The organism is Trichocoleus sp. FACHB-591 (assembly GCF_014695845.1).
In the GTDB taxonomy this organism is placed as follows: Bacteria; Cyanobacteriota; Cyanobacteriia; order FACHB-46; family FACHB-46; genus Trichocoleus.
This window is the reverse complement of the sequence record NZ_JACJPA010000118.1, coordinates 39,881-65,152: the sequence shown is the minus strand read 5'-3', so window position 1 is coordinate 65,152 and position 25,272 is coordinate 39,881. Positions and strand designations below refer to the sequence as shown.

The window sequence follows — 25,272 nt, the reverse complement described above, 5'->3', positions numbered from 1 at the left end:
AGTTGTGGTGCCTTGGGGGAAACCGACAAATCTATCTAGTTCGATTTTTAGCTAGCTGACAAGGTCCGGCGCTTCGTTACCATTCGGAAGGTTTCAATGATGTCCCCTTCAACCCAATCATGGAAGCTGCTCATGCCAACACCGCACTCATAGCCAGCATTGACTTCCTTGGCGTCTTCCTTCATCCGCTTGAGCGAGTCTAGGATGCCCTCGTGAATGACGTTGCTGCCTCGGCGAACCCGCGCATTACAGTTACGAATTGCCTTACCAGAGAGGACATAGCAACCTGCTACTGCGCCTCGACCCACTGGGAAGACAGCCCGAACTTCTACCTGACCCAGCGGTTCTTCGACCATTTCTGGTTCTAGAAGACCTTCCATGGCTCCTTGAATGTCATCCAAGAGCTTATAAATGATGTTGTATTCACGAATATCAACACCCGCTGCATCGGCAGCTTGTCTCGCACCGCTAGCCAGGGTAGTGTTGAACCCAATAATCACGGCAGAGCTAGCTGACGCCAGATCAACGTCAGTCTCTGTGACCTCTCCTGGCGCAGACAACAGCACCCGGACCTGCACTTCATTTTGAGGCAGTTGTTGCAGTGAGCCGAGAATTGCTTCTACAGACCCTTGCACATCCGCCTTTAGAATCAGGTTGAGTTCCTTCAGTTCGCCTTCTTGAGCCTTAGCTGACAAGGAGTTGAGGGTGATCCGACGAGCACCGAGGGCTTGCTGCTGTAGACGAGATTGACGTTGCTGATCGGTCTTAGCCGAAGCCACCGCCCTTGCTTCTTTCTCATCTTGGAAGACTTCAAATTCATCACCAGCAGCGGGAACGTCGCCTAGACCTAGAATTTCCACTGCAAAGGATGGACCCGCTGCCTCGACTCGCTGACCGCGATCGTCCACCATTGCTCGTACTTTGCCCAAGGCTGAGCCTGCGACGATGGTATCGCCCACGCGGAGGGTACCGTTCTGGACCAACATAGAAGCAACAGGACCACGAGCCTTGTCGAGGTGAGCTTCGATGACTGTTCCCTTAGCAGGTCTATCTGGGTTTGCGTAGAGATCTTCTACTTCTGACACCAGCAGAATCATCTCTAGCAAGGTGTCTAGATTTTCCCCTTTAATCGCACTGACTGGGACCATGATGGTGTCACCACCGTACTCTTCCGGTACGAGGTTATAGTTCATCAACTCGTTCTTGACGCGATCGAGCTGAGCGCCTTCTTTGTCAATCTTGTTGATGGCTACGATAATAGGCACTTCTGCCGCCTTGGCGTGGCTAATAGCCTCAATCGTTTGAGGTCGAACACCATCATCCGCAGCGACTACTAGGATGGCAATATCAGTGACTCTCGTACCTCGTGCTCGCATTGCGGTAAAGGCTTCGTGACCTGGCGTATCTAAGAAGACAACCTGCTGCACATCGCCTTCATGGGGAACGTCAACGTGGTAGGCACCAATATGTTGGGTAATGCCTCCTGCCTCTCCCTGAGCCACTTTGGTTTTGCGGATCGAGTCGAGCAGGGTGGTTTTCCCATGGTCTACGTGACCCATGATCGTAACCACTGGAGGACGACGCTGCAAAAGTTCCAAATCTGCTGCATCTAGCATCTCGGTGACTTTCCGAGCTTCTGCCTCTTTCTCCGCCATCTCGACTTCCACTTCCATCTCTTGAGCAATCATGCTCGCGGTGGGAACGTCAAGGGTTTGGTTGATATTGGCAGCAATGCCTTTGAAGAAAAGAGCCCGGATAATTTCTGTTTCTGGGACCGCTAGGAGGGAGGCCAGCTCTTGCACTGTCAACCCTGTGGTCAGAGTAATCTTGGTAGGGCGCTCGACCTTGGCTTCCTGCTCCCGACGCTCCCGGCGATCGCGAGGGCTGTTTGACTTTCTACTCTTCGGGGCAGCTGGGGCAGCAGCAACAGGTCTAGCTTGGCCTGGACGAGATTTAGGCTTAGCAGGACGGGCTAGAGAGAGGCTCACTTGAACAGGAGCATCCTCGCCATCATCAAATTCCTCTTCTTCATCAATGCTGTCAATGTCGAGGTCTTCAATTTCAATGTCCTCGTCATCGAGAACAGGCTGAAGCCGTCGCTTAGCTTTCGGACCAGCCTTAGCCTTCGCGTTTTCTGCGTTTTCCTCTTCTTCTTCTTCCCAACTCTTACCTTTCTTCAGATTGCGCGGTAGAGTGGGTCGGCGCAGCTCATCGATTGGGCCTGCTCCCACAGCCGCTTCTGAGCGTTCCCCCTGGTGGCCACCAGCGCGATCGCCGGAAGTACCAGGCTGGCCTTCGCGGGGAGCGGTGGGACGCACAGGCCTAGCGGGACTGGCAGGACGTCTCAGCTCAGTCACAGGCTGAGGACGCCGCTCATCACTGTCCGAGCCAGCAGCGGGGCGATCGCGCTGGCGTGCCGGAGCGTCGAAACGTCTTTCGGAGGGCGGTTGGCCAACTCTAGGCTCTGAAGGGCTACTTGGTGATGATGTACCCCCTTCAGGACGCTCAGGGCGATCGCGCTTTAAGACGACGCGATTAGCAGGGTTCGCTTGAGCGCGGTTTGCCGTAGGAGGGGCGGGTCTAGAGGGCGGTGCCACCAATTGTTGTGGCTGAATAGTGGGTTGGTGACTCACTCTGGGGCGAGGAGCAGGTTCTTCCGTGATACTAGGAGGCCGCTTAACTTGAGGCTTTTCGGGCTCACTAGCAGGTGAAGCTACTTCAACAGGAGTCTCGGAACTGGGAGAATTGGGAATAGAAACAGCAGGAGCTGCACTTTCAGGTGCAGAGGGTGCAGAGCGAGCTGGACGACTCGGGGCCGCTGGTTTGACAGGAGTTTGCAAGGGTTGGTTAATAGGAGGTTGAGGATTAGGTTTAGCTGCTTGAGGAATGGGTTCATTCCCATCGTCGGCAGACTGCTGATTGGGACTAATCGTTTTGGGTCTACGAATTTCTAAAATCTGTGGCTTCCTGCCAGCAGCTTGGGCAGCTTCGCGGGCTTGGGCACCCGTACCGTGACTGACTGCCACTGGCTTTGGAGGAGAGGAGTGGGTCGCTGTATATTTCTCGGCAGCAGCACGGATGCGCTCAGCCTCACCTTCTGTAATCGTGCTGCTATGGCTCTTAACTGAAATATTTAGCTGTTCGCAAACGGCTAGTATATCCCTGTTATCCAAATTTAGTTCCTTTGATAGCTCGTAAATTCTAACTTTGCCGTTATTCATCCACTCTTCCCTCTTGAATGTGTTACATAGTGGCCTACTGTTTTGCAAACTAACTACAAGTGGTTGATCTGCTGACGCATTAAAATATTAAACGTCGTTTCCTCTTTTAACTTTAAACGAGAAAAGTTGCACTCTGCTGTGAGAGTGTTTTCCAGAAGACAAACAGCTATTTCTAGCTTGTAACCAGATTTCTTGTTTAAAGTCTTGCATGAATCTTTGTAGGTTTGCAGGCGGTTGAGATGCCACTTAGTGCTGCTTTCTGGGCAACCTCATTAACCTGTAAATACTGGTTTTGACTAATCCTCGCCTGGTGTTAACTTTCCCGAACCAAACTCAGCAGGTAGACTACAACCTGCGTTTGGTGATCACCTAGCTGCTGACAAGAGTTTTTTACCCCTGTATTTTGATTGTCAATTCCAGAATATACCGTCATTATGCTCCTACAAGCTCAACATTCATGCTAAATCCTATTCGGAGAGTGAGGATTTGCCACTCTCTCATTCTAGAGCGCGATCTGGTTTTAGTCCATCGACTGCCCTTGCTTTTGCCAAACGCTGCTCTAAGGTTTGGTACAAATCGGGTGGTACTGAAGCTTTCAGCGATCGCCCTAATCGATTTTTCTTCTGGGCGGCTTGCAAGCAACTAACCTCAGGACACAGGTAAGCAGAGCGCCCCATGCCCTGATCTAATTGTACCGTTTGCGAGGAATGCACCCGCACAATGCGCCAGAAATCCTCTTTGGGAGCCAGCTTCCGACAACTAGCGCACCGACGGTAGTTAGGCTTCATCGTGTCATTCACCAGTCATTGATATTGATGGTTATTGATGTCCTCATCCTTGGCTGGCGTAGTTACCCAGTTAGGAACTACTTGATGACAAAGCTATTCAGTAACAGGCTGGGCTTCATCTGTCTCAGAAGTTGCTAAGTCCTCATCCTCATCGGCTTCCACTTCGACAGGAGAGTTTGCATAATCTTCTTCCAAATACTCTTCGTCGTACTCTTCGTCGTAGTCTTCCTCATACTCAACTGGCCTAGAGCGCTGACGTGCTTCTGCTAAAGCCTCAATCTTGCGGTTTTCAGCTTCGTAGTCGTACTTGGCAATATCTTTGATGTCAATTTTCCAACCTGTCAGACGTGCTGCTAAACGCACGTTTTGCCCTTCCTTACCGATAGCAAGACTGAGCTGGTCTTCGGCTACTAGAACGTGAGCTTGGCGCTCTTCGGGATCAACTAAGCGCACTTCATCCACGCGGGCAGGGCTAAGAGCATTGGCAATGTAAGTTGATGGGTCAGGAGACCAGCGAATCACATCAATTTTTTCGCCACGTAGCTCGTTCACCACGACTTGAATCCGAGAACCTCTAGCCCCAATGCAAGCGCCTACTGGGTCTACATCACGCTCTAAGGTGTCAACGGCAATCTTAGTACGCGGGCCAACATAGCGAGAAGGTGGATTAGCTTCTCTGGCTACGGCAACAATGCGTACGACTTCATCTTCAATTTCTGGGACTTCGTTAGCAAACAGATACACCACTAAGCCTGCGTCGGCTCTAGATACGAGCAGTTGTGGCCCCCGATGCGAGCCTTCAGAAACTCGCTTCAGGTAAACCTTGAATGTGGCGTTAGCCCGATAGTTATCGTTGGGCAATTGCTCTCGCTTGGGTAATTCAGCTTCTACCTCTGGCTGACCAAACCCACTGCTGACCGCCATGATCACAGATTGACGCTCGAACCGTAGCACTCTGGCTTGTAGTACTGTGCTCTCTAATTCTTGAAACTCTTCTTGGACTAACTTGCGCTGTTGATCCCGGAGTTTTTGGGCCAGTACTTGCTTGGTTTGAATGGCAGCCATCCGACCAAACTCTCCTTGGTCAGGGGTGACATCTAAAATCACGGTGTCACCCAGTTGAGCTTCGGCAGCCACTTCTTGCACTTCTTCTAAGGCAATTTGGTGGTCGGCATTATTCACTGCTTCGACAATCGTCTTGGTAGATAAAATGCGAAATCCTTCTTCTTCGGGATCAAGCTCTACCTCAAAATTGTCAAAGTATTCTTCATCAAAATTGACGTGATCGAGGCGCTGAGTCCGTCGATAGCGCTCATAGCCTTTGAGGAGCGCTTCACGCAATGCTGCTTGCACCGCATGCTTCGGCAGATTACGCTCCTGGCTAATACTATCAATCATGACTTTGAGTCCAGGCAGAGGAACCATTGACATATCAGTAACACCTCCATAGTTTTGAAAGATTAAATGAAGCAGTGAGTCGTCAGGAATTAACGCTGGCTAGATAGGGATGGCCTCATCTGGCAATTTGCTCAAGTTAGAAACCGCTTACTACGCTGATTAGCTCGGGTTGGTTTGTCGATGAACCCATCACTAGTAGCCAGGGCTAACGTTGCTCATCGAGTTGCACTCTAGTCACCAAAGCTTGAGGAATAGCGATCGCTCGCCCTTTTTGGTTGATGTAAACAGCCGTGTCATCGCGCCGCACCAGTAGTCCTTGCCACTCTTTTTTTCCTTCGTAAGGCTCTGAAGTGCTGACAACCACAGCAAACCCTTTAAATGAAATGAACTCGCGATCGCTGGTAAGCGACCGAGAAATACCAGGACTGGAAATTTCCAGTACATAGGTATCGGGAATAATATCAGCTAGATCTAAAGCCGCTTCTAGGGCACGGCTCATCCGTTCACAGTCCTCCAGTCCAGTGTCTTCCTGGAGGTTGCGGATGTCTACGCGCAAAATCGGAGGGCTTTGATTTGTGTGAAACACAGCCCCAACCACATCTAATCCCAAAGTTGCGGCAACGGGCGTTGCAATGTCAATAATTTGTGGGATCAAAGGGTGAGCCATTGTCTTATCTCCTTCGTCAAGCTCCAACGACTATTTCGGCTTGCTGTACATCCATACTTTATAAAGTGGGACTATCAGGGGTGATGTGTAAGCGGAGCTACACAATGATCTACTTTGACAAATTCTCAAGTTCGTAGAGATTTATCACAGACCCTATCAATAAAAAAAGTGGGTAACGACCCACTCCCCATGAAATAGTTACTTTCATGAAATCACCGCTTAGATTTGGGTAGCCCCAAACCCACATGATTATAGTTTAGCGCACCCATTTTGGAATAGGCAGATGGGCCTAGATCAACCCTGGAAAGTCTGCATTGAGGCAGATTGATGGACCTATTTTTCTAGGAAATTGCGCTTTGAAGCATGATTTCTTAGCCTTTACTTTTTAACAATTTGATGGAGCTGATGAGTTTGCTCTAGGACACCCTCCATGTCTTCTTCCGAGAGGCGCTGAATGTAGTTCACCTTCACTTCTTCCAGGAGGTCGGAGAGCAGCCCTTGAATTTTATGTAGAGTTTGCTGGTTTTGCACTTCTGAGCCTAGGGCTTCAGCGAAATGTTGTACAAGCTGGCTAGAGAGTTGCGCTCCAACTGGGTCTTCTAAAGCAGCGACTAAAGCTTGGTAAGCGGTTTGAGTCACATTGGTAACCACTTGATCGGCGAGTTGGGTTGGCAAATCCCGCACCCCCGGCACTTGTTGCAAGCCTTGGTAGAGAGGCAACTGTCGCAGTCCGCTCTCCACGCTGTGGCGCAGAATAGCTTCGAGGTCAGGTTGAATCTTCGGCAGCACCTCATACACCACCAGCTTGACTAGGAGAGTGGCGATCGCTTCTACTTCATTGGTGTTGTTGATGTCGATGTAACCACGGGCGCTGGGTGAACGAAATAGCCAGCGTGTCACCTCGCCGCGCTGAACTGATCCCTGGATTTGGTTAATTACACGGATCACTACCACTTCAGTTAATTCTTCGGCGAAGTTGGCTACGAACCCACGATTGATCTGAGCGATCACAAAGTCTAAGTCAACCAGTTTGGCTTGATGCAGGCGAATGGTCACAGGAATAATCCGCAGCAACCGCCAAGAGGGCAACCAGAACCAAAAAGGCAACCATAAAAACACGTCATACCAGCGCCACAGCATAGCATCGAGCCAACTGACACCTTTATGGCGGCGGCTGATATAAAAAGTTCGAGCTAAGAATTCCACGCCAAAAACAATCGCGAAAGGCAGATCAATGCGCCAAAAATAACTGACGAAATCTCCCGTTTCCCCTAGGGACCGAAAATAGTTGGTTGCAATTAAAGGACGAATTTCTTGATTAAAGAAGTCAATTTCACCGCGCCATCCTGCTTGCAGTAAATGGTCTTGACTCCAAAAACGATTAAAGGATTGGCGAGAAGAAACGCGGCGGCGCTGATCGTAGATGTGCTCCCGCATCCGATTTTTGATTTTCTCCAGAGTGCCACTCTTGTCAGCGACTCGGAAGGGATCGGTATCGACCATTTCAGTGCTGAGATTACGCAACTGCTCTAGGTACGGCTCGACCTCCGGAGAGCTGATCCCCGTTTTCTCCACTTGCGCTTCTAAATCAGCGACGGCCTGCAAGTAATTTTGGGTGTCCCGATGCGGTTCAATCCCTTTTATAGGGTCATATAGCTTGGTTAGGTTTCCGGCAGGAGGAATCAGGCGAGGTAAGCGCAACAGGTAGAAATCCCGCAGCGGTATGTAACTCACGTCAAACAGCACTAGCAGCAGATTAGCAGACGCCAAAATTGCCATCACTCGTTCAAACCAGAGGTTGCGACGAGCAGCTAAGCGCCGCCTGGCTATTTTCTGTGGTGATGACATGGCAGCAGAATTTTGGATTGACTTCTCCCTGAGTATGAAAGCCAGCCCAGAATTTCGCAATCGATATTAAAGTCCTGTTACGGAGTGCTTTAGTCGGTTGGAGAGTCCGTCCAGATCGGTAGTTGATTTACCACCTGTAGCGTTAAGTCCACATATTTGGGTTGCCCTTTTTGGGTTTGTCCTGGGGGGGCAATCGCTTCTCCAAAGTAACCCTTGGGGCCATCATGGTCGTGAGGCCCGGTGTCATGGACACTGTAGCGGCCTTGCCATTGGGCTTGGTGAAATGGAGAACCAACTGTCCAAGGCCAACGCGAGGGAAATACAACTTGGCCGATGTCTTCAACCCAGTCTCGCTTGCCTTGCAGGTGATACACTCGCTCCGCAGCCCCGAAGCCATCGGTTCCCGAAAATACGCCACCTACGGAAACTACCAAAACTTTTGTGTCTAGCCACTGGTCCAGATACTCAGCCGCTCCCAAGGAAACCTGGGTGCCACCACTCGTACTCATCAAAATTATTTTTAAGGGTCGCTGAGTTGCGGGGGTGATGGGATGAGCCGCATTCATGCGATCGATGATGGCAGTGGCAATGCCTTGGTTGTACAGCGGGCCATAGCGATCGTCTGCGGAGATGGCAAAGCGCCACAAATTGCGAATTTGGATCAACATACTAGCTGCTCTTAGCCAACCGTCAGCATTGTCAGCAAAGCGCCAGACAGGAGCTAAGAGCCGTCGGCCACCCAAACTTTCGTTGGCGGCAGAGTAAGGAAATACGTCTCGTACCGTGACGCAATCAGGATGAGCTTGATCTAGCTGATTGAGAAAATATTCTTCCCCAGGCGTAAGCTGGTTGGCGGAAAAGTCTCCGACCCCAGTCAAAAAGACGATGTAGCAGTTGATGGGCTTACCAGGAGCAACTTGAGCGCGATCGCTAGGAAGTAAGCGCTTGGCCGAGCTTTTCCTAAGACCTAAAGTCTCTGCACCTTCATTCAGCCACCAAATTAGAGTTCCCACAGGCGAAACTGTGCCCCAGACCAGCAGGATAATACCTGCCAAGGCCAGAAGCTTGAGGCTACCACCCCGCAACCACAGAAGTAGACGTCCTACGAAGTTGAACATGAGTTGATTTTGTACCGTATCCTACTCAAGGCTGTCATCCATCACCAGTAGTAGCATCACCAGTAATAGGAGCCATTGTGAGTGAACACATAAGGGACCGAGAAACCAAGGCGACATTGGTTCAAACTCTTTGGAACGCGATCGCTTTGAATGCTGAGTTCTATGAAAACGCCTTAAACACATCCCGAAATCGTAGTATCGCTCGCGCAATCGTGATTTTGGCGGCTTTATCCCACATGCTGGGCAGCGCCGTTATTTTGATCACAAACCGCGCCTCACTGCCGATTCTAGGCATCGCTCTCTTAATTGATGGTCTCGCAGTGGTCGCAGGTTACTATTTTTGGACGGCTACAATTTGGCAGCTTGGTCAGTGGTTGCGCTCTAGCCAACCGACTTATGGCGAATTGTTGATTCCGATCGGCTTTGCCTACGCGCCGCAAGCATTTAACTTTTTGACGCTGATTCCTTTGCTAGGCTCACCCATAGAATTTGCCCTTGCCCTCTGGAGCTTGCTGACCGTGATTCTGGCTGTTCGTCAAGGCTTAGATATCAGCTTGCGCTGGGCAGGATTAATTTGCTTAGTTGGTTGGCCGCTGGTTCAAATAGCCCTGCGTTCTGTCCAGACCTTCGAGCAATTTCTCGTCCAGGTGACTCAGTAAACGGCATGGCTCAACCAAGCGATCGCGGCGCGCTGTCTTTATTACTTTTTTAGATTAAGGGTTTTAGCATTAGAAGCTAAGCAATAAATCTGGGGGAACACAGCTCACGTCCACGTTTTAGAAACTTGTCTCTACTTCCACTCCTGCTAAGCCTCAAAAACGATGTCTAACCAAGCCTCTGAACAGCTTAAGCAAAATGCCCCACGCATCATGCAGATATGGGAGAAGCGGGCGCGTGATGAAGTCGATGCCTCCATGCATCAAAACTCTTTGGTCTTGCGAAATTCGCTACCCCTTTACTTAGACCAACTGATTGATGAACTCTCAACCACAATCGACAGAACTCCTGACCGCATTGCATCCGACGAAGTAGAGAGCACTCGGATCGGCAAGCTGCATGGGCACGAACGGGCGGGGTACGCAGACTACTCCATGAGCCAGCTAATTCTTGAGTATCACATCCTCCGTCAAGTTATCTTTCAAGTTTTAGAAGCAGAAGCGCCTTTAGGTGTGCGGGAACGAGACATCATTATTGGCTCTATTGAGCAAGCTGTTAATGACGCTGCGACTCAATTTTCCCAGACGCTACGAGATGTTCAAGAGCTGTTTATGGTGACGCTAACTCACGACCTCAAAAATCCCATCAATGTCATCAAGATGGGAACCCAGTTGATTCTACGCCGCCTGGAACGGGGGGACGCCCACATTGATGTGGCAGCGAGAATGATCACTGCGATCGATCGCCTCGACGCAATGATTCAAAATCTCCTCGATGCCAGTCGCTTACGGGCAGGGCAGAGTTTGAGCTTTGCATTCGAAGAATGCGACTTAGAGATTCTAGTCCAGGATGTAGTGGAGGATTTGAACTTCACTTATGGCAATCGATTTGTTGTAGTCTCGGATTCTGGTGTCAGGACCCAATGTAGCCCTAAAGAAATCCGGCGAGTGATTGAAAACTTAGCAATTAATGCGGTGAAATATGGAGCCCCTAACACACCGATTACACTCACGCTCCAACAAAGTGAAACGTTGATCACCCTTACCTTGCACAATGAAGGCAATCCGATTGCCCCAGAGGCTCAATCCATTCTATTTCAACAATTTCGCCGAACCGTCTCTGCAGAGGATAAAACAGGATGGGGATTAGGATTATTTCTGGCCAAGAGTATTGTTGAAGCCCATCAAGGGACGATTGAGGTCCAAAGTAGTGAAGGCCAAGGAACCAGCTTTATCGTCAAGTTGCCGAAAATTTAGTTTTTCTTTAGTAGGCTAGCTATTTTTCGAGGTGCCCGCTGGAATTTAGACTGCAAAAAGTGGCTGTGGATAAATGCGTTAGCATCTCTACTAATGTCAGCCGGAGCCCAGTCGAATTACAGCAATACTCATGGAGCAACCCGCTTTATCCACCGAGGTGATTCTCACCCACCCACAACAAACCATTGGCAATGTCCAGCTTGACTGGTCTCCTCAGCCTGGTTCCTACTTGGATTTAGACGGCAAAACCTACGCGGTTTTAGAGCGTCATCATCGCTATCAGCTCAGAGCTGGCCGTTACCAACTGCATAAGATCGCCCTTTATGTCCAATCTGCGCCACGCCCTCTAGAGAGAAGTTTAGTGGCAGGGCGCTGGGTTCTGGGCGATGTCAGTTGTCGCTTTAATGCTCAGTCTGAACTCATTCGTTGTGCGGTCAATCCTGAAGGCCCTTGTGAAGCTTGTCAGTTTTACGAGCAGTCGGTTTAGTCTCAAAACTCTTGGCCGTTGCCTAAGACTTCCCCCACTTCTAAGCGAGCACCATTGGCAAAGTCCCAGCCTGATTGCGATCGCTTTCCCGCTAATTTCACGTCTCGCAGCAACAATAAACCATCCCCCGTTTGCACAATCGGCCCCAAGCCTTTAGCAATTTGCACGACTGACCCCGGAGAAAGTTGCTGAGCACTTAACTGAGCACTTAGCTCTGGCCAGTCTGCTGCCAAGGTACGGAATTCAGTGGGCAGCAGATCCCAGTAGGCAGGTCCTAAGAGCAGGGTTGATTCAATCTTGAGGACAGTATCCCGGAAGTTTGCCACACAGTTGGGAAAGAAACCACGAATTTGATTATGCAGGGCGATCGCCGAGCGCGACCAATCTAGCCAGTAATCTTGCTTCTGAATCAGGGGAGCGTAAGTTGCAGCCTCGGCATCCTGTGGGGTGGGTTCAACTTCTTGGCGCTCTAGCTTCAGCAAGGTTTCCACTAACAAATCCGCGCTCAACTTTGCTAACTGAGTAGCTAGCGTTTGGGCTGTATCCAGTAACCCAATTGGAGTCGTAGCCTTGAGTAGCATTGGCCCCGTATCCATGCCCGCATCCATCAGCATGGTGGTAATGCCCGTCTCAGCTTCACCGTGATAGAGGCACCACTGAATCGGAGCTGCCCCACGGTATCGAGGCAAAATGGACCCATGCCCATTTACACATCCCAGTCGGGGCATATCCAACATCCGCTGAGAGAGAATTTGCCCATAAGCTACCACTACAAAGGCATCGGCTTGCAAAGCTGCTAGTTGCTCTAGTGTTTCAGGATCTTTTTTAATCCGCTGGGGTTGCCAAACGGGTAACTGGTGCGCCAAAGCCACTGTTTTAACGGGTGAAGCAGTCAGCTGATTACCCCGCCCGCGACGTTTATCGGGTTGGCTAATCACTGCTACCACTTCAAACTCAGGATGATTGAGCAGCTGCTCCAAACTGGGAACCGCAAATTGGGGCGTACCGAAGAAAACAACTCTCATGCTTTGTGGCAAATTTGATTCAGAATCCACACTTTATCGGGGATCAATCACGATTTCAATCCGCCGATTCCGCTGACGATTAGGAGCACTATTGTTTTCTGCTAAGGGATAGGCTGCACCATAACCAACTACCACCCAGTGATAGTCGTTGCCTAGGGTACTGGCAAGATATTGCTGGACCATTTGTGCCTGCTGAAACGAGGCATCTGGAACGACCTCTGTTTTACCTGCATTATCCGTGTGAGCTGCTACTTGGACTGAGGCTCCTGGGTAATTGCGTAAGTCTCCAACTATGCTATCCAGCAGATTGCGCGTCTGCGGATTTAATCCCGCTTGGTCTTGTCTAAACAGCAAATCGCTGGGTAGCGTGACTGTTAAGCGATCGCCTGGATAAGTACCAGTGCTATTAATCGCGTTTGCGACGGGAGCGATCGCGGGAGCGGCAGCCGTGGTAGGAGCAGGACTCGGCAATTCTTGGCCAGATGCTGCTGCTAGCTGTTGAGTCAAGATAGCCAGACGGTTTTCTAAAGGTTCCGAACCCAGGTTTGTTCCTAGCTGAGTTTCCAAGTTGGTGAGGCGATCGCTTAACGTTTGCACATTCGCTTCTAGCTGAGCCACCTCTGTCTGGACTTGCTCTTGTTGGGTGGGGGTGAGCGAAGGTAAGGGACTCACTTCCACCGTGGGGCTAGGAGCCACAGGCGCAGCATTAGACTGAGGCGAAGCACTCGGTTGGGTCCAAACTTCGGGCAACTGCTTGACCTGAGTCACCCAGTCGCTGGAACGGCGCAACACCTTTTCAAAAAAAGGCACTTCTGGATTGGCAAGCGGATAGAAAGTAGCGACTACTACCCCAGCCAGCCAAGCAAATCCTCCTCCCACCAGCAAGAGCAGGAGTCTAAAAATAAATACCAAAAGCGGCCAATTTTGCCTTGGTGGCATTGTCGTGGGAGAGTTTGCTTTAGAAACGGGAGTCACGCTAACTAATCAATCTAAAAACAATTCACTTGTGATGCTATCTCAACTCCGGGAACCAATTGAGCAAATTAGAATTTCTTCGGGAGTTTTCGAGGTTGGGCTAAGAAACGTTACGAGGCATGAAAACTTTGATGAACTGTAAAACCTCCTCCACCTCCGGTTGTTATACATAGTTAAAAGGATTGGCCCCAGCTCATAGGCGTTGCTCCAGACCATCGAAAACGCCAGCTTGATTGGTTTAATGCTTCAACTCATATTACATCCAGCTTAGTTGGGCATTCGCCTTTGGCTACTGATGCGCTACTGATGCTGGTATTGCGGTTCCTGAGACTGTTCCTCCCATGCGCTCATCTTCAGTTCAACTTGATCCCCTCAATAGCCCCCACCCTATTCCCTGGAATTGGGTTCTAGCCAACCTGACGGTAACCGAAGACAGTGAAGCTGCTCATAGGCAGTATTACCGGAGTCAGTCTCTCATTTCTCCCGATGGACAGTACGTAGCCTACAGCCGAATTCAAATGCAGGTTCACCCAGACTTCACTCAAAGTTGGGTCAGCAGCGTTTTGTTTCTGGAGAACTTGAGAACTGGAGATTTAAGAACAATCACTGCTTCTTCGCCGCTCTCCATGTCTGGTCAGCCAACGGAAGTTAATCTAGCGGAGGCAGTGGCAGGCACGATCGCGATTCTGGTTCCTATTGCTTGGTCTGCAACAGGCGATCGCATCTTAGCAAGGGAGTTTGAGTCTATTTTTGGGTCAGATATTGCTTCGGACTACGCCGTTATTTGGGATCGCCAATTGAACCGTACCAGCACAGTGGCACCGACTCGGATTCAATATACCAATGCGGTCTTGCTCGGATGGAGCCAAGCTCACCCGGAACAAACCTTATTCCAAGCGGGCAATATTGGTGAGTCTCCTTGGCCCTTGTGGACCGTGGATCTCGCAGGTCAGACTACTGCCGCCCCCCGCGATCGCCCCCAAGTGTTTGGTCGCTCGGTTAACAGCATTTGGACAGGCCCCCAGTCACATCTGTAGGCCAAATGAGCGTTAGGGTAATCTCGCAGTTACTGGTAGCCGCGCCAAGGACTGACTTGCAGCACCCCATTAGGCTTAAATACCACCTTAAAAGGGGCTAGGGAAGCTTGGTTGGCAGCGTTATTCTGAGCAGAATTATTCTGGGCAGAGTTGTTCTGAGCAGAGTCATTCTGAGCAGGGGCAGCATCAGACTTGAGCAAGGTGGGTAAAGGCGTATCTTCTACATAGTCAGAACCAGGCTGATTGACTGGCTCATAATTGGCGATCGAACCATCCGGTGCGACATTCACCCGGTAAACCAACTCCCGCTCAAAGGTAGGCTTCTCTTTCCAATTTCTGTCAATTTGGTCGTAGAGCTTTCCAGTCAAATCTTCAATCGCCGATGAGTCAGTAATTTCTGAATTAGGGCTAGGTGGAGCGCTATAACCACCCCAAGGGCTGACTTGCAACACGCCATTGGGCCGGAAGACCACTCGGAACTGACCAACTGGCTCTTGCGCAAGGCTGCCACCATTGGCAGGAATGTAAAGAAGGTCGAGCAAAGGAGTTTGCTGAGCCGCTTCAGTAGGTGTATTCTCAGCTTCTCTGTAGCCCAGGATCGCCCCATCTTGGGCAACACTGACTCGATACACTAGCTCCTGCTCGAACTCAGGTTCTTGCTTCCAAGATTGGTCGATTTGGTCGTATACCTTTTTGCTCAAACTATTGAGTTGAGTCGGGTCGGTGATCTCTGGTGCAGCAGCCAGAGCGGCTTGCACGTCCTCTAGGTTGGGCTGAGTTGTACTAGCAGGACTAGGTGTTGTAGAAGCTGCTGGCGAAGTGGTAGGAGAAGTAGTAGGACTGGTTTGTAGGGCTGCGGCTGTCTGAGGGGAAGGGCTAGCAGCACCTGTAGGTGAGGGTTCTTGCGACTGACTAGTATTTGACTGAGGAGTTGGATCTTTAGGTTTCTGAACTTCAGGAATGGGAATGAAGAAAAGAGCCACAGCCGTAAGAGCCAAGCTGGATACCCCTATGGCAGCGGGCACTACTCGTTCCGCTGTAATCTGCCGAGCCGCAGTATAGCGCTTCGAGACAGGGGCTAACTGTAGGGTCAGGTCGGGCAAGGTCTGGGCGTCGGCAAAAAATTGATCTATCGCATCCACCAGATCGAATAGCTGCACCGTGTTTAAATCGACCTGGGTGGAACGCGTTGTCTCTTTGGCTGCGTCTTCTGGAGGCTGCACAACTAAGCGATGTTGCTTCCGATCCACCCCGTGTATTTGGACAGCTGAAGCGGAAACAGGTAGGTGGATGCCGCTCAGAAACTCTTGAGCATAGCGGCTCACGGCTGCTACTAAAGCGACAAAAAAGTCACGTCCACCGGAGATGGGTTGCTCTCGTCCAGAAATCCGACACTCGGCGTTGATCAAAATCGACATCAAAGGCCGCATTTCAGCCGGATTCATGGAGGCAGTCGGATCGCTTAATCCTTCTAAAACCAGCGTGCAGTTAGGCAAGCTGTATTGACGTTGAATCGTCATTCTACCTCTCCATCAAACAAACTAATCCAAAACCGTTGCATACCAAAGGTGCCAGTGCAGAAGAGTAATTTGCCTAGCAAACTCAGCGCCAATTCGTTCAGTTTCTCATCGGAGCTGTAGGCTAGAACCCCAGCGCGTCGGGGGTTCATTCTGGCCCGGAAGTGCGCCCGGAAGCGCTCTAGGTAGTCATACAAACGGAAGTGATGCTCTACTGAAAGTTGCTTTTCTGTGAGTTGCTGGTAGGCGAGCAATAACTGGCGAATCACCACGGTCAGGCGGCGAGCTAAGTGACAGGCGATCGCGACGAGGGCCTTGGCTTCTACTAAGGTCAGGGGTTGGCGCTGGCTATAGCGACGAAGTGGGTTGGTGCTGCGTATGCGCCACAAAGCGACCCGATTCTTAATAATCCCCTGGAGTTCCAACTCCTTTGCCACTGACAAAATCGCTTCAGAGCCCCCTAAGTCCAGCGCTTCAATTGCCAAAAGCATTAGGTCAATTTCTAAGCGAGCTCGACGGGGGCAAACGCCAGCGCTTAAGTCTGGATCGGGTAGATTCTCCAAGAATAAAGGAGCTGACGGGGCGGATAGACTCGTTGACGGCATTACGCTCACAGACACATTCATTCCAGCTTGCTAGACCTTAGGGGGTGAGATATCAGCAGCAACCTACCGATAGTTTAGAATTTTGCACTCAGAGCATCGGGGATGTGCCAATTTCTATCATTCCCCAACTCTACTTAGATTATTCGAACCCAGCTAATAACAACTCCAAATGTTTAGAATCAGCCAAAACTTTACAAACTTCCATTGTACGATTTCTGAGGCAACTAAATGATTGACGCTCTAAAAAGCTTATTCAAGCGATCGCAGCCAATTTCAGGTTCAATTAGACAATAGTTGCCAACTGCACCCTCAATTCTTACTCGCAATTTTATGGATCTGAAATCCCTCATTCGTGAGATTCCCGATTTTCCTAAGCCAGGAATTCTGTTCCGAGATATTACAACCTTACTGCGCGATCCAGAAGGGCTCCGTTACACCATTGACACCCTAGCGGATAAGTGTGCTGATTTGGGTGCGGACTATGTAGTTGGCATGGAATCACGAGGATTTATCTTTGGCGCTCCTCTGGCTTACAAATTGGGAGCTGGTTTCATCCCCGTCCGCAAGCCTGGGAAGTTGCCTGGTCCAGTTCACGCGATTGAGTATGAGCTGGAGTACGGCATGGATCGCTTGGAAGTGCATCAAGATGCCTTTCAGTCGGGCTGTCGGATTTTGATCGTAGATGACTTAATTGCTACAGGTGGCACCGCTCAGGCAACGGCCAAGTTAGTGCAACAATCAGGCTGTCACCTCGTGGGCTTTGGATTTATCATCGAGCTACGGGACCTCAAAGGCCGTGAACGGTTGCCCGAAGTTCCGATTGTGACCTTGGTTGATTATTAATACTAGGTTGAATGACTCTTTCTGATCGTGGTGGGCTAGACTCTTTTGGGCAACGGGTAATCTCCTCAGTTACCAGCGAAACGGCTGTCTATGTCGTTAAGCGACTATTACAGGCACTGCTGACTTTATTGTTGGCCTCGGCCTTGAGTTTCGCGATTATTCAACTGGCACCTGGGGATTACCTCGATACTTTGCGGCAGAATCCTAAGATTTCGCCGGAGAGAATCCAAGAGTTGCAGCAACAGTTTGGTTTGGATAAGCCAGTGCTGGAGCAATACGGACGATGGCTTTGGCAGATCCTCAAGCCTCATGTGGTGAAGGTGGGACCGATTCCCCTGATTTTGCCCCAAGGGAATTTTGGCACCAGCTTTGTCTATCAGCGATCGGTGGCGGCTCTGTTGTGGGAGCGGGTGGGTAATACGCTGTTGTTGGCGATTTCCTCATTGCTGATTACTTGGGCGATCGCGATTCCTCTAGGGATTGTCAGCGCTGTGAATCAAAACCGGACAGCGGATCGAGTGCTACAAGTCATTAGTTACGTGGGCCAAGGGTTTCCCAGTTTCATCACAGCGCTGCTGTTGTTGATTTTGGCCCAAAATACCTCGCCGCTCTTTCCCGTGGGAGATATGACCAGCATCAACCATGATGATCTCTCCCCCATTGGCAAAATCTTAGATGTGGGTTGGCACATGATTTTGCCCACTTTAGCCTTGAGCGTCACGAGTTTTGCTGGCTTACAGCGCATCATGCGAGGAGAACTGCTGGATGTTTTGCGGCAAGACTACATCCAGACGGCACGGGCTAAAGGTTTGCCAGAAAACAAAGTCATTTACGTGCATGCCCTCCGCAATGCGATCAACCCTTTAATTACGCTGCTAGGGTTTGAATTTGCGGGTCTGCTGAGTGGTGCCTTTATTGCAGAATTTTTCTTTAACTGGCCTGGGTTAGGTCGATTAATTTTGCAAGCTGTGATTGCTCAAGATCTTTATGTAGTGATGGCTAGCTTGATGATGGGGGCTGTGATGTTAATCATCGGCAATCTATTAGCCGATTTGTTGCTCAAAGCAGTAGACCCCCGAATTCGCTTAGAAAATTTGAAGTAGCCAACGCCAGCAGCTTAAGCAACTTAGTAGATAGTTACTCCTAATCTTCTCCCTGAGGTGACTATGCTTTCTCAGGTTTATTACATCATTCGGTCTAGACTCGATGGCAACTACCTAACTGCGAATTTTAGTCAAGGTTCTAGCGGTACTAAATCTAGTTATTTATTAATGTTTCGTGAGGACTTCGAAGCCTTAAGTTATTTGAACACTCATGCCTCTGATTTAAGCGATCGCTTTGCCGTGGAATCCGTTCCTGGCACGCAAATCACTGGTTTAATGAAGCGTTGGGGGTTTGCAGGGGTTGGTATTGTCCAAGATCCACTCTTACCTCAGGTAGAGTTTCTATCTTCAGTCTCGTAACAGTTAGGTTTTCAAACGATTGTGGCTCCTCGCTTCGAATTTATTTCTCCAGAATCTATCCGGGTATAGATGCAGCAGAGTCACAGATTCCAGCAAATTAAGTGCAGGTCATTCAGGAAGTTAATCACTAAATTCCTGCTTAACAACACATAATAACTGTTACTACGGAGAAGCTCTATATGCAATCTATTCGCATCAACTTATCTGCTCTTCTACGTCCTGTGCGCTTTTTAGTAATTGCTTTTACTTGTGCATTACTGTTGGTAACGCAAGCCGCCCCTGCTTTTGCCGCTTCTTCTATGTATTCTGGCAGCAGCAGCCCCACCAAGGGTGAAGCTCAGCTCAAAGGTATTGAAGAGAAGTCTTACCAGGCGATCGAAGCCAACGATCCGTATGGAATAGAAAAAGAAGAAGTTGAAACCCAAGGTAAAGGCTTAAATGCGGCTCAGGGCGACGCTGATATTGACAAGATGTATCGTCCTTCCAATTCTCAGGATGCGGCTCCTTCGGTTGAACAAACCATCAAGAAGAATCTTGAAAAGCTTCAAGGTAAATAGCTTGAGTCGCTAGGGAGTCTTAAAGCTCACTTATTGTCACTACTGACATTCTTTCAGCCAATCTCACCTCTGTTTTAGAGGTTTCAAACTCTAGGGTAGGTTCCTGTAACCTGCCCTTTTTTTATGAAAATAATTAAGGGATGGGCGATGAATTAGTTGATAAGTTTTTTCTTTTAAGAAGTGAGTTAAAGTCTGTGCCAGGCGTAACTAATTTAATTGCTCAACATAGTTAAGCGCTTAAAGGTTAATTTTGGGTTAAATCTAGATTGTCTTTAATGGATTTGAGACAAGCCTAGTGTCATGCAAAATAGTGATATTCAGTTGTGTGCTTGATTGATTAGTTAGTTACCACCCTGTTGATATACTCACCAATAGCTATGATGACTGAATCTCATTTGGACTTCTTAGAGCCTACCTTGTCTTTGGAGTCCACTCTGCAAGAATTACAGCTACACAACTTTCAAGTTGACTCTAATTGTCTTGGCTCAGAGGTTTCCCAAGTATTTGAACAGAACCCTTTGCTACCTGGTGTTATTTTAGTTGACTGTGAAAAGCTGATTGGTGCTATTTCACGTCGTAGGTTTCTAGAGCAAATGAGCCGTCCTTATGGGGTGGAACTATTTTCTAAACGGCCTCTAAAGATACTCTATAACTTCACTAAAAATGAAACCTTAATCTTACTAGGTGGTACTTCAATTGTGGCTGCGGCTCGGCAATCGTTATTGCGATCGCTAGAGCTGATTTATGAGCCGATTATTGTACAGATAGAGCCTTCAGTTTACCGTTTATTAGATGTACATCAACTATTAGTAGCTCAAGCTAAAATTCATGAGTTGACCACTCAGCTACTCCATGAGCAAACTCAAGCTCAAATGATCCAGACAGAGAAAATGGCGAGTCTAGGTCGAATGGTGGCAGGTGTGGCTCATGAGATTCTAAATCCTGTAAATTTTATTTGGGGAAATTTAGGGTATTTATCTAGATACAGTCAGGACTTGATTAGACTGGTGTCAACTTATGACCAGGAAGTAGCTCAAGTTTCTCTTGATAGCACCCTAGTCCAGCAAGAAAAAGCAGAAATTGAATTTGATTTTTTGCTTCAAGATTTGCCGCAGGTAATTGACAGCATGCGAATGGGCGCAGAACGCCTTAAAAGAATTGTGGGGGGCCTGCGTAGCTTCTCACACATGGATGAAGCAAAGCTTCGAGCAACAGATGTGCATGAATGTATTGATAACACCTTGCTGATTTTGGGTAATCGCCTGAAGTACGGCGTTGAGGTAGTGAAGCATTATGGAGATTTACCTCTAATTAATTGCTATCCCGGTCAAATCAGCCAAGTGTTTATGAATTTGATTAGCAACGCCATTGATGCATTAGCTGAGAAAACAGACAATACCACTAATGAGCAGAAGCTAAACGGAATTTTGGCAAAACAGCCAGTCAAAGCGAATTCTTGGCAGCCTCAAATTAAAATTTCAACCACAGTTTTTAGGGTTGAAGCATCAGCATCCTTAAAGTCTGATGATTGGGTTGTGATTCAGATTGCTGATAATGGTTGCGGCATACCCAGTGAGATTCAAGCAAGAATCTTTGAAAATTTCTTTACGACCAAGCCAGTGGGCCAAGGTACCGGGCTTGGATTAGCTATTAGTCATCAGATTGTGACTGAAAAGCACCAAGGGCAGCTGAGCTTGCGATCGCAACCTGGAGTCGGGACTGAATTTGAAATTCGGCTGCCCATTGTCTCTACACCCTAATGGTCAAAGACTTAGCCTGTTAGCGATCGAATTTGGCAAGATTTGAGGGATATAGCCTATTCTTCCAGGGATTCAACTATCAGAAATTACGGATTAAGTTGACCCGAAGAAATTAGAACTGGGTTAGTCCTGATAGTTTTGCGGACGATTTACCACTTCTTAACCCCTATACTGCGATCGCCGTCCTAAATGATTGATCAGGTTGGTGGGTTGTGAGGGCCGCACCCCATTTGGAATTTCCATAGCACCTATATTGAAAGGCAGAAGCCGAATTGCCGAGGCCAAGGTATTGTAAAGGCTAACCTGGCTAGGGCTGATGGGTTTGAGGCGTAGATAGACTTGATGACAAAAGTTGGGGCTGGTTCTATTTCAAGGGATGTAGTTTAGGGTGTCTGGGAGAGTTGAGTGCTTGTGCTAAATCAATCCAGTTCTCACTTTATTCCACCCTCTCTCTCAGAAGGAAATGGGCTGGCCCTCAGTTTAGAGTCTCCACTACAGGACCTACGGCTCTACAGCTTTCAAGTTGAACTCAGCCATTTAGGGTCAGAAATTGCTCAGGTTTTTGAAAAAAACCCTTTGCTGCCAGGGGTGATTTTGCTAGAGCAAGGTGAGTTTGTCGGGATGATTTCTCGGCAGCAATTTTTGGAATATTTGCTACGTCCTCAAGGACTAGAATTGTTTCTCAACCAACCTTTGAGCGTGCTGTACAGTTATGCCCGAACCAAGCCGCTAGTTTTGTCTGCCAGCACCCCCATTGTGACAGCAGCTCAGCAAGCTCTACGGCGATCGCGCGAGTTGCTAGGGGAGCCGATTGTGGTTTACACAGAACCCCAAACCTATCAACTGCTTAACATGCACGAGTTAAACATTGCTTACTGGCAAATTCGTGGCATTGAGACGCAGGTGAGGTACGAACGAGCCCAAGCCCAAATGATTCAGACTGAGAAAATGGCCAGTTTGGGGCGCTTAGTAGATGGTATCGCCCACGAAATCTTAGATCCAGTCAGTTTTATTTGGGGCAATTTAACCCATGTTTCCAGCTATAGCCAGAACTTGCTGGAGTTAATTGCTGCCTATCAAGCTTGTCTGTCAGAACCCCCAGAAGAGATTCTCAATTTACAAGAAGACTTGGAATTGGAGTATGTGATCAAGGATCTCCCCCATACCATTGCTAGTATTCGCTCCGGAGCAGAACGGTTATCAAAACTAGCAACCAGCTTGCAAAACTTTTGTCATATTGATGAGGTTTATCCGAAGCCAGCCGATTTGCATGAGTGCCTTGACAACATTTTGCTACTCCTGAAAAGCCGCTTGACTGGGGAAATTCAGATTGTTAGAAACTATGGTCAGCTCCCACCAGTTTCATGTTTTTCGGGGCAGCTCAGCCAAGTTTTTATGAATATTTTGACGAACGCGGTCGATGCCTTAATTGATCAAGCGGTTCGACAAGAGCTAGCCATTGAGTATTGCAGTCCAGGTATCCTGGCTCTGCCCCAAAAGCCTCAGATTGAAATTACCACTCAAGTTTGTCCTGCTAAGCTACTCAGCGTCGCTTCCGGAACTCGTTGGATTTCCGTAAAAATCGCCGACAATGGCCCCGGTTTGGCTCCAGAACAACATCAACGCATTTTGGAATCGTTTTCCGTAGAGAAACGGGCTGCGAAGGAAACTAGTTTGTCCATGAGTTATCAAATTGTGACAGCTAGACATGGAGGCAAATTTGAACTGCGATCGCAACTAGGGGTTGGGACGGAGTTTACGATTCTCCTACCGTTGGTGTAATCGTCTAACCTATTCGATTAATCCCACTGGCGGAGTCAGTTCTACTCTCCGGGCCGCTAGGTCTACCACAGGAACAATCTCCTTGACGAATGGAACTAAAACCGTGAGTTGCTTAGGATTTGAAGGAGCGACCAGTTTGACTTCTAGCAAATCGTTTCCAGCAGGAATCACATCTGTGACTGTACCTAGCAGCGCTTGCGTCGCTTGATCAAACACGTCTAAGCCGATCAAGTCGATGACATGGAATTCCCCTTCTTCTAACTGGGGGCGATCGCTTTCTGGCACTAATAACTTGCAGCCTTTTAGCGCCTCAGCTTGGTCGCGATCGCCAATACCTGCCAACTGCAAGATATACATGTTTTTGCCATGCAGATAGCGGCCCTTGATCAACTCAATCGGTTGGGGTTCAGTCGCATCGGTGGGCAATAGCCAACGGGTTCCCGGCTGCTCAAAGCGTTCTGGAAAGTCGGAGTCTGGGTAAACGCGCACTTCGCCTTTCAAGCCTTGAGCGGCAACAATTTTACCAACTTGTAGCCAACCTTCAGGGACTGCAGCCAAGCTTGGCGGGGTGGTATTGGGCCGGGAAGGATTAGTTTTACGGCTCTCAGACATGGGGTTCTCGCGAATCATGGAAGAAACTCACTCACTTGCGGTTACCAGTTGATAAACTTCGGCAACCACTTTGGCTAAACGTTGCATGCCTATAGCAATTTCTTCGTTGCTAGCGGTGAGACTAATGCGAATGCACTGCTGCTTGTGGGGCCAATCTTCCCGCAAGCCTGGGAAAAACGAACTGCCGGGGACCACAATAACACCCACCTGTTTGAGTCGCTGATAAAACTCCCAATCTGTGAGGGGCAAGTCTTGGAGCCACAGCCAGGCGAAAATAGCACCTTCTCCGCGATGGAGCAGCCAAGGAATTTCCTGGGGCATTGCTTGATCGAGGCTCGTCTCCACGACGGTAAATTTTTCTTGGTAGTAAGGGCGAATCACTTGAGTTGAGATTTCTGCCAAAGCTCCTGAATCGATCGCCCGGGCGGCAATCGCTTGGCCGTAACGAGAAGAGTGGATGCAAAGATTGGTTTGGAATGACTCCAACACTCGAATCACTTGCTCATCTCCGATCGCAATCCCCACCCGTTCTCCCGGTAACCCTGCTTTAGATAAGCTCATGCAGTGAACGATATTGTCGCCAAATGCCGGAGTCATGTCTGTAAAGTTCAAGGCTGGAAAGGGTGACGCATAAGCGGAGTCAATCAAAACCGGAACATTGTGAGGAGTAGCGAGGGCGGCAATTTTTTGCACCTCTTCGTCGGTGAGGACGTTACCCGTTGGGTTGCAAGGCCGCGAAAACAACACAAACCCTGTAGTTTCGTTAATTTCCAGTTGACTGAAGTCGGGGCGATACTTGAAGCGGTGAGCGCTAGCGTCAATATCTAGTGCTGGCTTATAAGCAACTAAAGCTTCGGGAATTAAGGTAACGCCGCCATAGCCTGTGTAATCAGGGCTAAGAGGCAGGACAATTTGCTTTAGGTTGCCGCTAGTGGTATAGCCGCCAAAAGCATTTGCAGCATAGAAGTACAGGGCTTGGCTACCTGGTGTAATCAGGATATTGCGATCGCTCAATTTGAGCCCATAGCGCTGATTAAAATCTTGGGCGATCGCCTCAATCAGCGGTTGGTAGCCTTGGCTTGACCCATAACGGCAAACCACTTCTCCATATTCATTGCTGGCTAGGAGTTCTGCGGTGCAATCTCGCCACAGTTGTTCCACTTCGGGCAAAATCACCGGATTTCCAGCACTTAAATTGATGAACTCTTGACCATCTCCGGCTCGCAGCGTTTCAATAATGTCTTTCATAATGGCTCGCACCCCAGTTAGCTGGGACATCTGAGCGCCGAATTGAGTCAAGACAGGGTTCATAGAAGAACTTGGGACCAGTGCTACTTGAGGATGCTGATCAATGCTAACCGTTAGAGGGGCGCGATAGAAGCTTGTTAAACGCTGAGGTAGCTTTCAAAACTTAACTTGGCAAAAAATTTCTTTAGCTCTACTTACAACTTTGGTAACGAAGCTTTAGAGAGTATGAAATAATCGCCCCTCCCTCTCTAAGTCCTGTCAAGCTAGAACCCAGTCCCGTTACGTTGCGTTGCTTGTAGAGAGCTGATTCGAAAAGATTTGTATTTGTCCAGTCGTCGATCGAACCCCGCTAAGCACGTTGGACCCCTGATTCAGGCTTCATCTGGAGTGATGCCATTGGATAAGCCT

The 25,272-nt window shown here is 49.0% G+C and carries 22 protein-coding genes; 10 read left to right on the top strand and 12 right to left on the bottom strand.

The genetic code is table 11. The features are described 5' to 3' along the window. Window positions 1–47: 47 nt before the first annotated feature. The 6 genes from infB to H6F90_RS26660 all read right to left on the bottom strand — a co-directional run bounded on the left by infB (window position 48) and on the right by H6F90_RS26660 (window position 9,040). On the bottom strand, window positions 48–3,221 hold the full coding sequence (infB, locus tag H6F90_RS26685; protein ID WP_190555053.1) for a translation initiation factor IF-2: 3,174 nt from the start codon (window positions 3,219–3,221) through the stop codon (window positions 48–50). 497 nt (window positions 3,222–3,718) lie between these two features. Continuing rightward, window positions 3,719–4,009, bottom strand: a complete 291-nt coding sequence (locus H6F90_RS26680; RefSeq protein WP_190555052.1) for a YlxR family protein — start codon at window positions 4,007–4,009, stop codon at window positions 3,719–3,721. Between the two features lie 93 nt (window positions 4,010–4,102). Continuing rightward, complete coding sequence (gene nusA, locus H6F90_RS26675; protein ID WP_190434244.1) at window positions 4,103–5,440, bottom strand: transcription termination factor NusA; 1,338 nt, start codon at window positions 5,438–5,440, stop codon at window positions 4,103–4,105. 172 nt (window positions 5,441–5,612) lie between these two features. After that, on the bottom strand, window positions 5,613–6,074 hold the full coding sequence (gene rimP, locus H6F90_RS26670) for a ribosome maturation factor RimP (protein WP_190434242.1): 462 nt from the start codon (window positions 6,072–6,074) through the stop codon (window positions 5,613–5,615). Between the two features lie 378 nt (window positions 6,075–6,452). Then, a complete protein-coding gene (locus H6F90_RS26665; RefSeq protein WP_199296198.1) occupies window positions 6,453–7,922 on the bottom strand; it encodes a hypothetical protein in 1,470 nt (489 codons plus the stop codon). 89 nt (window positions 7,923–8,011) lie between these two features. Next, a complete protein-coding gene (locus H6F90_RS26660) occupies window positions 8,012–9,040 on the bottom strand; it encodes a hypothetical protein (protein ID WP_190555051.1) in 1,029 nt (342 codons plus the stop codon). 77 nt (window positions 9,041–9,117) lie between these two features. Between H6F90_RS26660 and H6F90_RS26655 the strand changes: the two genes are divergently transcribed. The 3 genes from H6F90_RS26655 (at window position 9,118) to H6F90_RS26645 (ending at window position 11,440) form a co-directional block, all read left to right on the top strand. Next, window positions 9,118–9,699, top strand: coding sequence for a hypothetical protein (locus H6F90_RS26655; RefSeq protein WP_370588100.1), 582 nt, complete (start codon window positions 9,118–9,120; stop codon window positions 9,697–9,699). Window positions 9,700–9,861: 162 nt separating this feature from the next. After that, window positions 9,862–10,953, top strand: a complete 1,092-nt coding sequence (locus H6F90_RS30260) for a sensor histidine kinase KdpD (RefSeq protein ID WP_199296197.1) — start codon at window positions 9,862–9,864, stop codon at window positions 10,951–10,953. Window positions 10,954–11,083: 130 nt separating this feature from the next. Beyond that, window positions 11,084–11,440 carry a DUF6464 family protein gene (locus tag H6F90_RS26645; protein ID WP_190555050.1) on the top strand — a complete coding sequence of 119 codons (357 nt, stop codon included), beginning with the start codon at window positions 11,084–11,086 and terminating at the stop codon, window positions 11,438–11,440. 2 nt (window positions 11,441–11,442) lie between these two features. Here H6F90_RS26645 and fmt read toward each other — a convergent pair whose 3' ends face one another. Together fmt and H6F90_RS26635 are read right to left on the bottom strand one after the other, a co-directional pair. Next, window positions 11,443–12,465: a methionyl-tRNA formyltransferase gene (gene fmt / locus H6F90_RS26640; protein WP_190555100.1), complete on the bottom strand. Its 1,023-nt coding sequence runs from the start codon at window positions 12,463–12,465 to the stop codon at window positions 11,443–11,445. Window positions 12,466–12,498: 33 nt separating this feature from the next. Continuing rightward, window positions 12,499–13,440, bottom strand: coding sequence for an OmpA family protein (locus H6F90_RS26635; protein WP_190555049.1), 942 nt, complete (start codon window positions 13,438–13,440; stop codon window positions 12,499–12,501). A 341-nt stretch (window positions 13,441–13,781) separates the two neighbouring features. On the opposite strand from H6F90_RS26635, the gene H6F90_RS26630 reads away from it, so the two are divergent. After that, complete coding sequence (locus H6F90_RS26630) at window positions 13,782–14,477, top strand: hypothetical protein (protein ID WP_190555048.1); 696 nt, start codon at window positions 13,782–13,784, stop codon at window positions 14,475–14,477. Window positions 14,478–14,506: 29 nt separating this feature from the next. Here the strand turns inward: H6F90_RS26630 and H6F90_RS26625 are convergent, their stop codons facing one another. Together H6F90_RS26625 and H6F90_RS26620 are read right to left on the bottom strand one after the other, a co-directional pair. Continuing rightward, window positions 14,507–15,997 (bottom strand): DUF4335 domain-containing protein, encoded by a 1,491-nt coding sequence (locus tag H6F90_RS26625; RefSeq protein ID WP_190555047.1) that lies wholly within the window; start codon window positions 15,995–15,997, stop codon window positions 14,507–14,509. Beyond that, the gene (locus H6F90_RS26620; protein WP_206755423.1) at window positions 15,994–16,599 is read right to left on the bottom strand and encodes a DUF3038 domain-containing protein; all 606 of its coding nucleotides are present in this window, start codon (window positions 16,597–16,599) and stop codon (window positions 15,994–15,996) included. Before H6F90_RS26620 ends, H6F90_RS26625 begins: the two co-directional genes overlap by 4 nt. A 330-nt stretch (window positions 16,600–16,929) precedes the next feature. Between H6F90_RS26620 and H6F90_RS26615 the strand changes: the two genes are divergently transcribed. From H6F90_RS26615 to H6F90_RS31650, 6 genes are all read left to right on the top strand, one after another. Then, entirely contained in the window at window positions 16,930–17,442 is a 513-nt protein-coding gene (locus tag H6F90_RS26615) for an adenine phosphoribosyltransferase (protein WP_190434225.1), read from the top strand. An 11-nt stretch (window positions 17,443–17,453) separates the two neighbouring features. After that, entirely contained in the window at window positions 17,454–18,545 is a 1,092-nt protein-coding gene (locus H6F90_RS26610) for an ABC transporter permease (RefSeq protein WP_190555046.1), read from the top strand. A gap of 63 nt (window positions 18,546–18,608) precedes the next feature. Further along, window positions 18,609–18,905 carry a hypothetical protein gene (locus H6F90_RS26605; RefSeq protein ID WP_190555045.1) on the top strand — a complete coding sequence of 99 codons (297 nt, stop codon included), beginning with the start codon at window positions 18,609–18,611 and terminating at the stop codon, window positions 18,903–18,905. A gap of 179 nt (window positions 18,906–19,084) precedes the next feature. Then, window positions 19,085–19,462, top strand: a complete 378-nt coding sequence (locus H6F90_RS26600; RefSeq protein ID WP_190555044.1) for a low temperature-induced protein — start codon at window positions 19,085–19,087, stop codon at window positions 19,460–19,462. Between the two features lie 377 nt (window positions 19,463–19,839). Beyond that, the gene (locus H6F90_RS26595) at window positions 19,840–21,222 is read left to right on the top strand and encodes a sensor histidine kinase (RefSeq protein ID WP_190555043.1); all 1,383 of its coding nucleotides are present in this window, start codon (window positions 19,840–19,842) and stop codon (window positions 21,220–21,222) included. A 411-nt stretch (window positions 21,223–21,633) separates the two neighbouring features. Continuing rightward, window positions 21,634–23,004, top strand: a complete 1,371-nt coding sequence (locus H6F90_RS31650) for an ATP-binding protein (RefSeq protein ID WP_190555042.1) — start codon at window positions 21,634–21,636, stop codon at window positions 23,002–23,004. Window positions 23,005–23,013: 9 nt separating this feature from the next. On the opposite strand, the gene rimM is transcribed toward H6F90_RS31650, so the two are convergent. Both rimM and H6F90_RS26580 read right to left on the bottom strand, forming a co-directional pair. Then, the gene (rimM, locus tag H6F90_RS26585; RefSeq protein WP_190555041.1) at window positions 23,014–23,634 is read right to left on the bottom strand and encodes a ribosome maturation factor RimM; all 621 of its coding nucleotides are present in this window, start codon (window positions 23,632–23,634) and stop codon (window positions 23,014–23,016) included. A gap of 9 nt (window positions 23,635–23,643) precedes the next feature. Continuing rightward, window positions 23,644–24,915 carry a valine--pyruvate transaminase gene (locus H6F90_RS26580; RefSeq protein ID WP_370588099.1) on the bottom strand — a complete coding sequence of 424 codons (1,272 nt, stop codon included), beginning with the start codon at window positions 24,913–24,915 and terminating at the stop codon, window positions 23,644–23,646. Window positions 24,916–25,272 lie beyond the last annotated feature (357 nt).

Bases quoted from the DNA above. Each gene is read 5' to 3' on its own strand.
- H6F90_RS26595 (WP_190555043.1), top strand. From the start codon at position 19,840: ATGATGACTGAATCTCATTTGGACTTCTTAGAGCCTACCTTGTCTTTG.
- H6F90_RS26660 (WP_190555051.1), bottom strand. From the start codon at position 9,040: ATGTTCAACTTCGTAGGACGTCTACTTCTGTGGTTGCGGGGTGGTAGC.
- H6F90_RS30260 (WP_199296197.1), top strand. From the start codon at position 9,862: ATGTCTAACCAAGCCTCTGAACAGCTTAAGCAAAATGCCCCACGCATC.
- rimP (WP_190434242.1), bottom strand. From the start codon at position 6,074: ATGGCTCACCCTTTGATCCCACAAATTATTGACATTGCAACGCCCGTT.
- fmt (WP_190555100.1), bottom strand. From the start codon at position 12,465: ATGAGAGTTGTTTTCTTCGGTACGCCCCAATTTGCGGTTCCCAGTTTG.
- H6F90_RS26615 (WP_190434225.1), top strand. From the start codon at position 16,930: ATGGATCTGAAATCCCTCATTCGTGAGATTCCCGATTTTCCTAAGCCA.
- H6F90_RS26600 (WP_190555044.1), top strand. From the start codon at position 19,085: ATGCAATCTATTCGCATCAACTTATCTGCTCTTCTACGTCCTGTGCGC.
- H6F90_RS26665 (WP_199296198.1), bottom strand. From the start codon at position 7,922: ATGTCATCACCACAGAAAATAGCCAGGCGGCGCTTAGCTGCTCGTCGC.
- rimM (WP_190555041.1), bottom strand. From the start codon at position 23,634: ATGATTCGCGAGAACCCCATGTCTGAGAGCCGTAAAACTAATCCTTCC.
- H6F90_RS26645 (WP_190555050.1), top strand. From the start codon at position 11,084: ATGGAGCAACCCGCTTTATCCACCGAGGTGATTCTCACCCACCCACAA.
- nusA (WP_190434244.1), bottom strand. From the start codon at position 5,440: ATGTCAATGGTTCCTCTGCCTGGACTCAAAGTCATGATTGATAGTATT.
- H6F90_RS26605 (WP_190555045.1), top strand. From the start codon at position 18,609: ATGCTTTCTCAGGTTTATTACATCATTCGGTCTAGACTCGATGGCAAC.
- H6F90_RS26620 (WP_206755423.1), bottom strand. From the start codon at position 16,599: ATGCCGTCAACGAGTCTATCCGCCCCGTCAGCTCCTTTATTCTTGGAG.
- H6F90_RS26625 (WP_190555047.1), bottom strand. From the start codon at position 15,997: ATGACGATTCAACGTCAATACAGCTTGCCTAACTGCACGCTGGTTTTA.
- infB (WP_190555053.1), bottom strand. From the start codon at position 3,221: ATGAATAACGGCAAAGTTAGAATTTACGAGCTATCAAAGGAACTAAAT.
- H6F90_RS26610 (WP_190555046.1), top strand. From the start codon at position 17,454: ATGACTCTTTCTGATCGTGGTGGGCTAGACTCTTTTGGGCAACGGGTA.
- H6F90_RS26680 (WP_190555052.1), bottom strand. From the start codon at position 4,009: ATGAAGCCTAACTACCGTCGGTGCGCTAGTTGTCGGAAGCTGGCTCCC.
- H6F90_RS26630 (WP_190555048.1), top strand. From the start codon at position 13,782: ATGCGCTCATCTTCAGTTCAACTTGATCCCCTCAATAGCCCCCACCCT.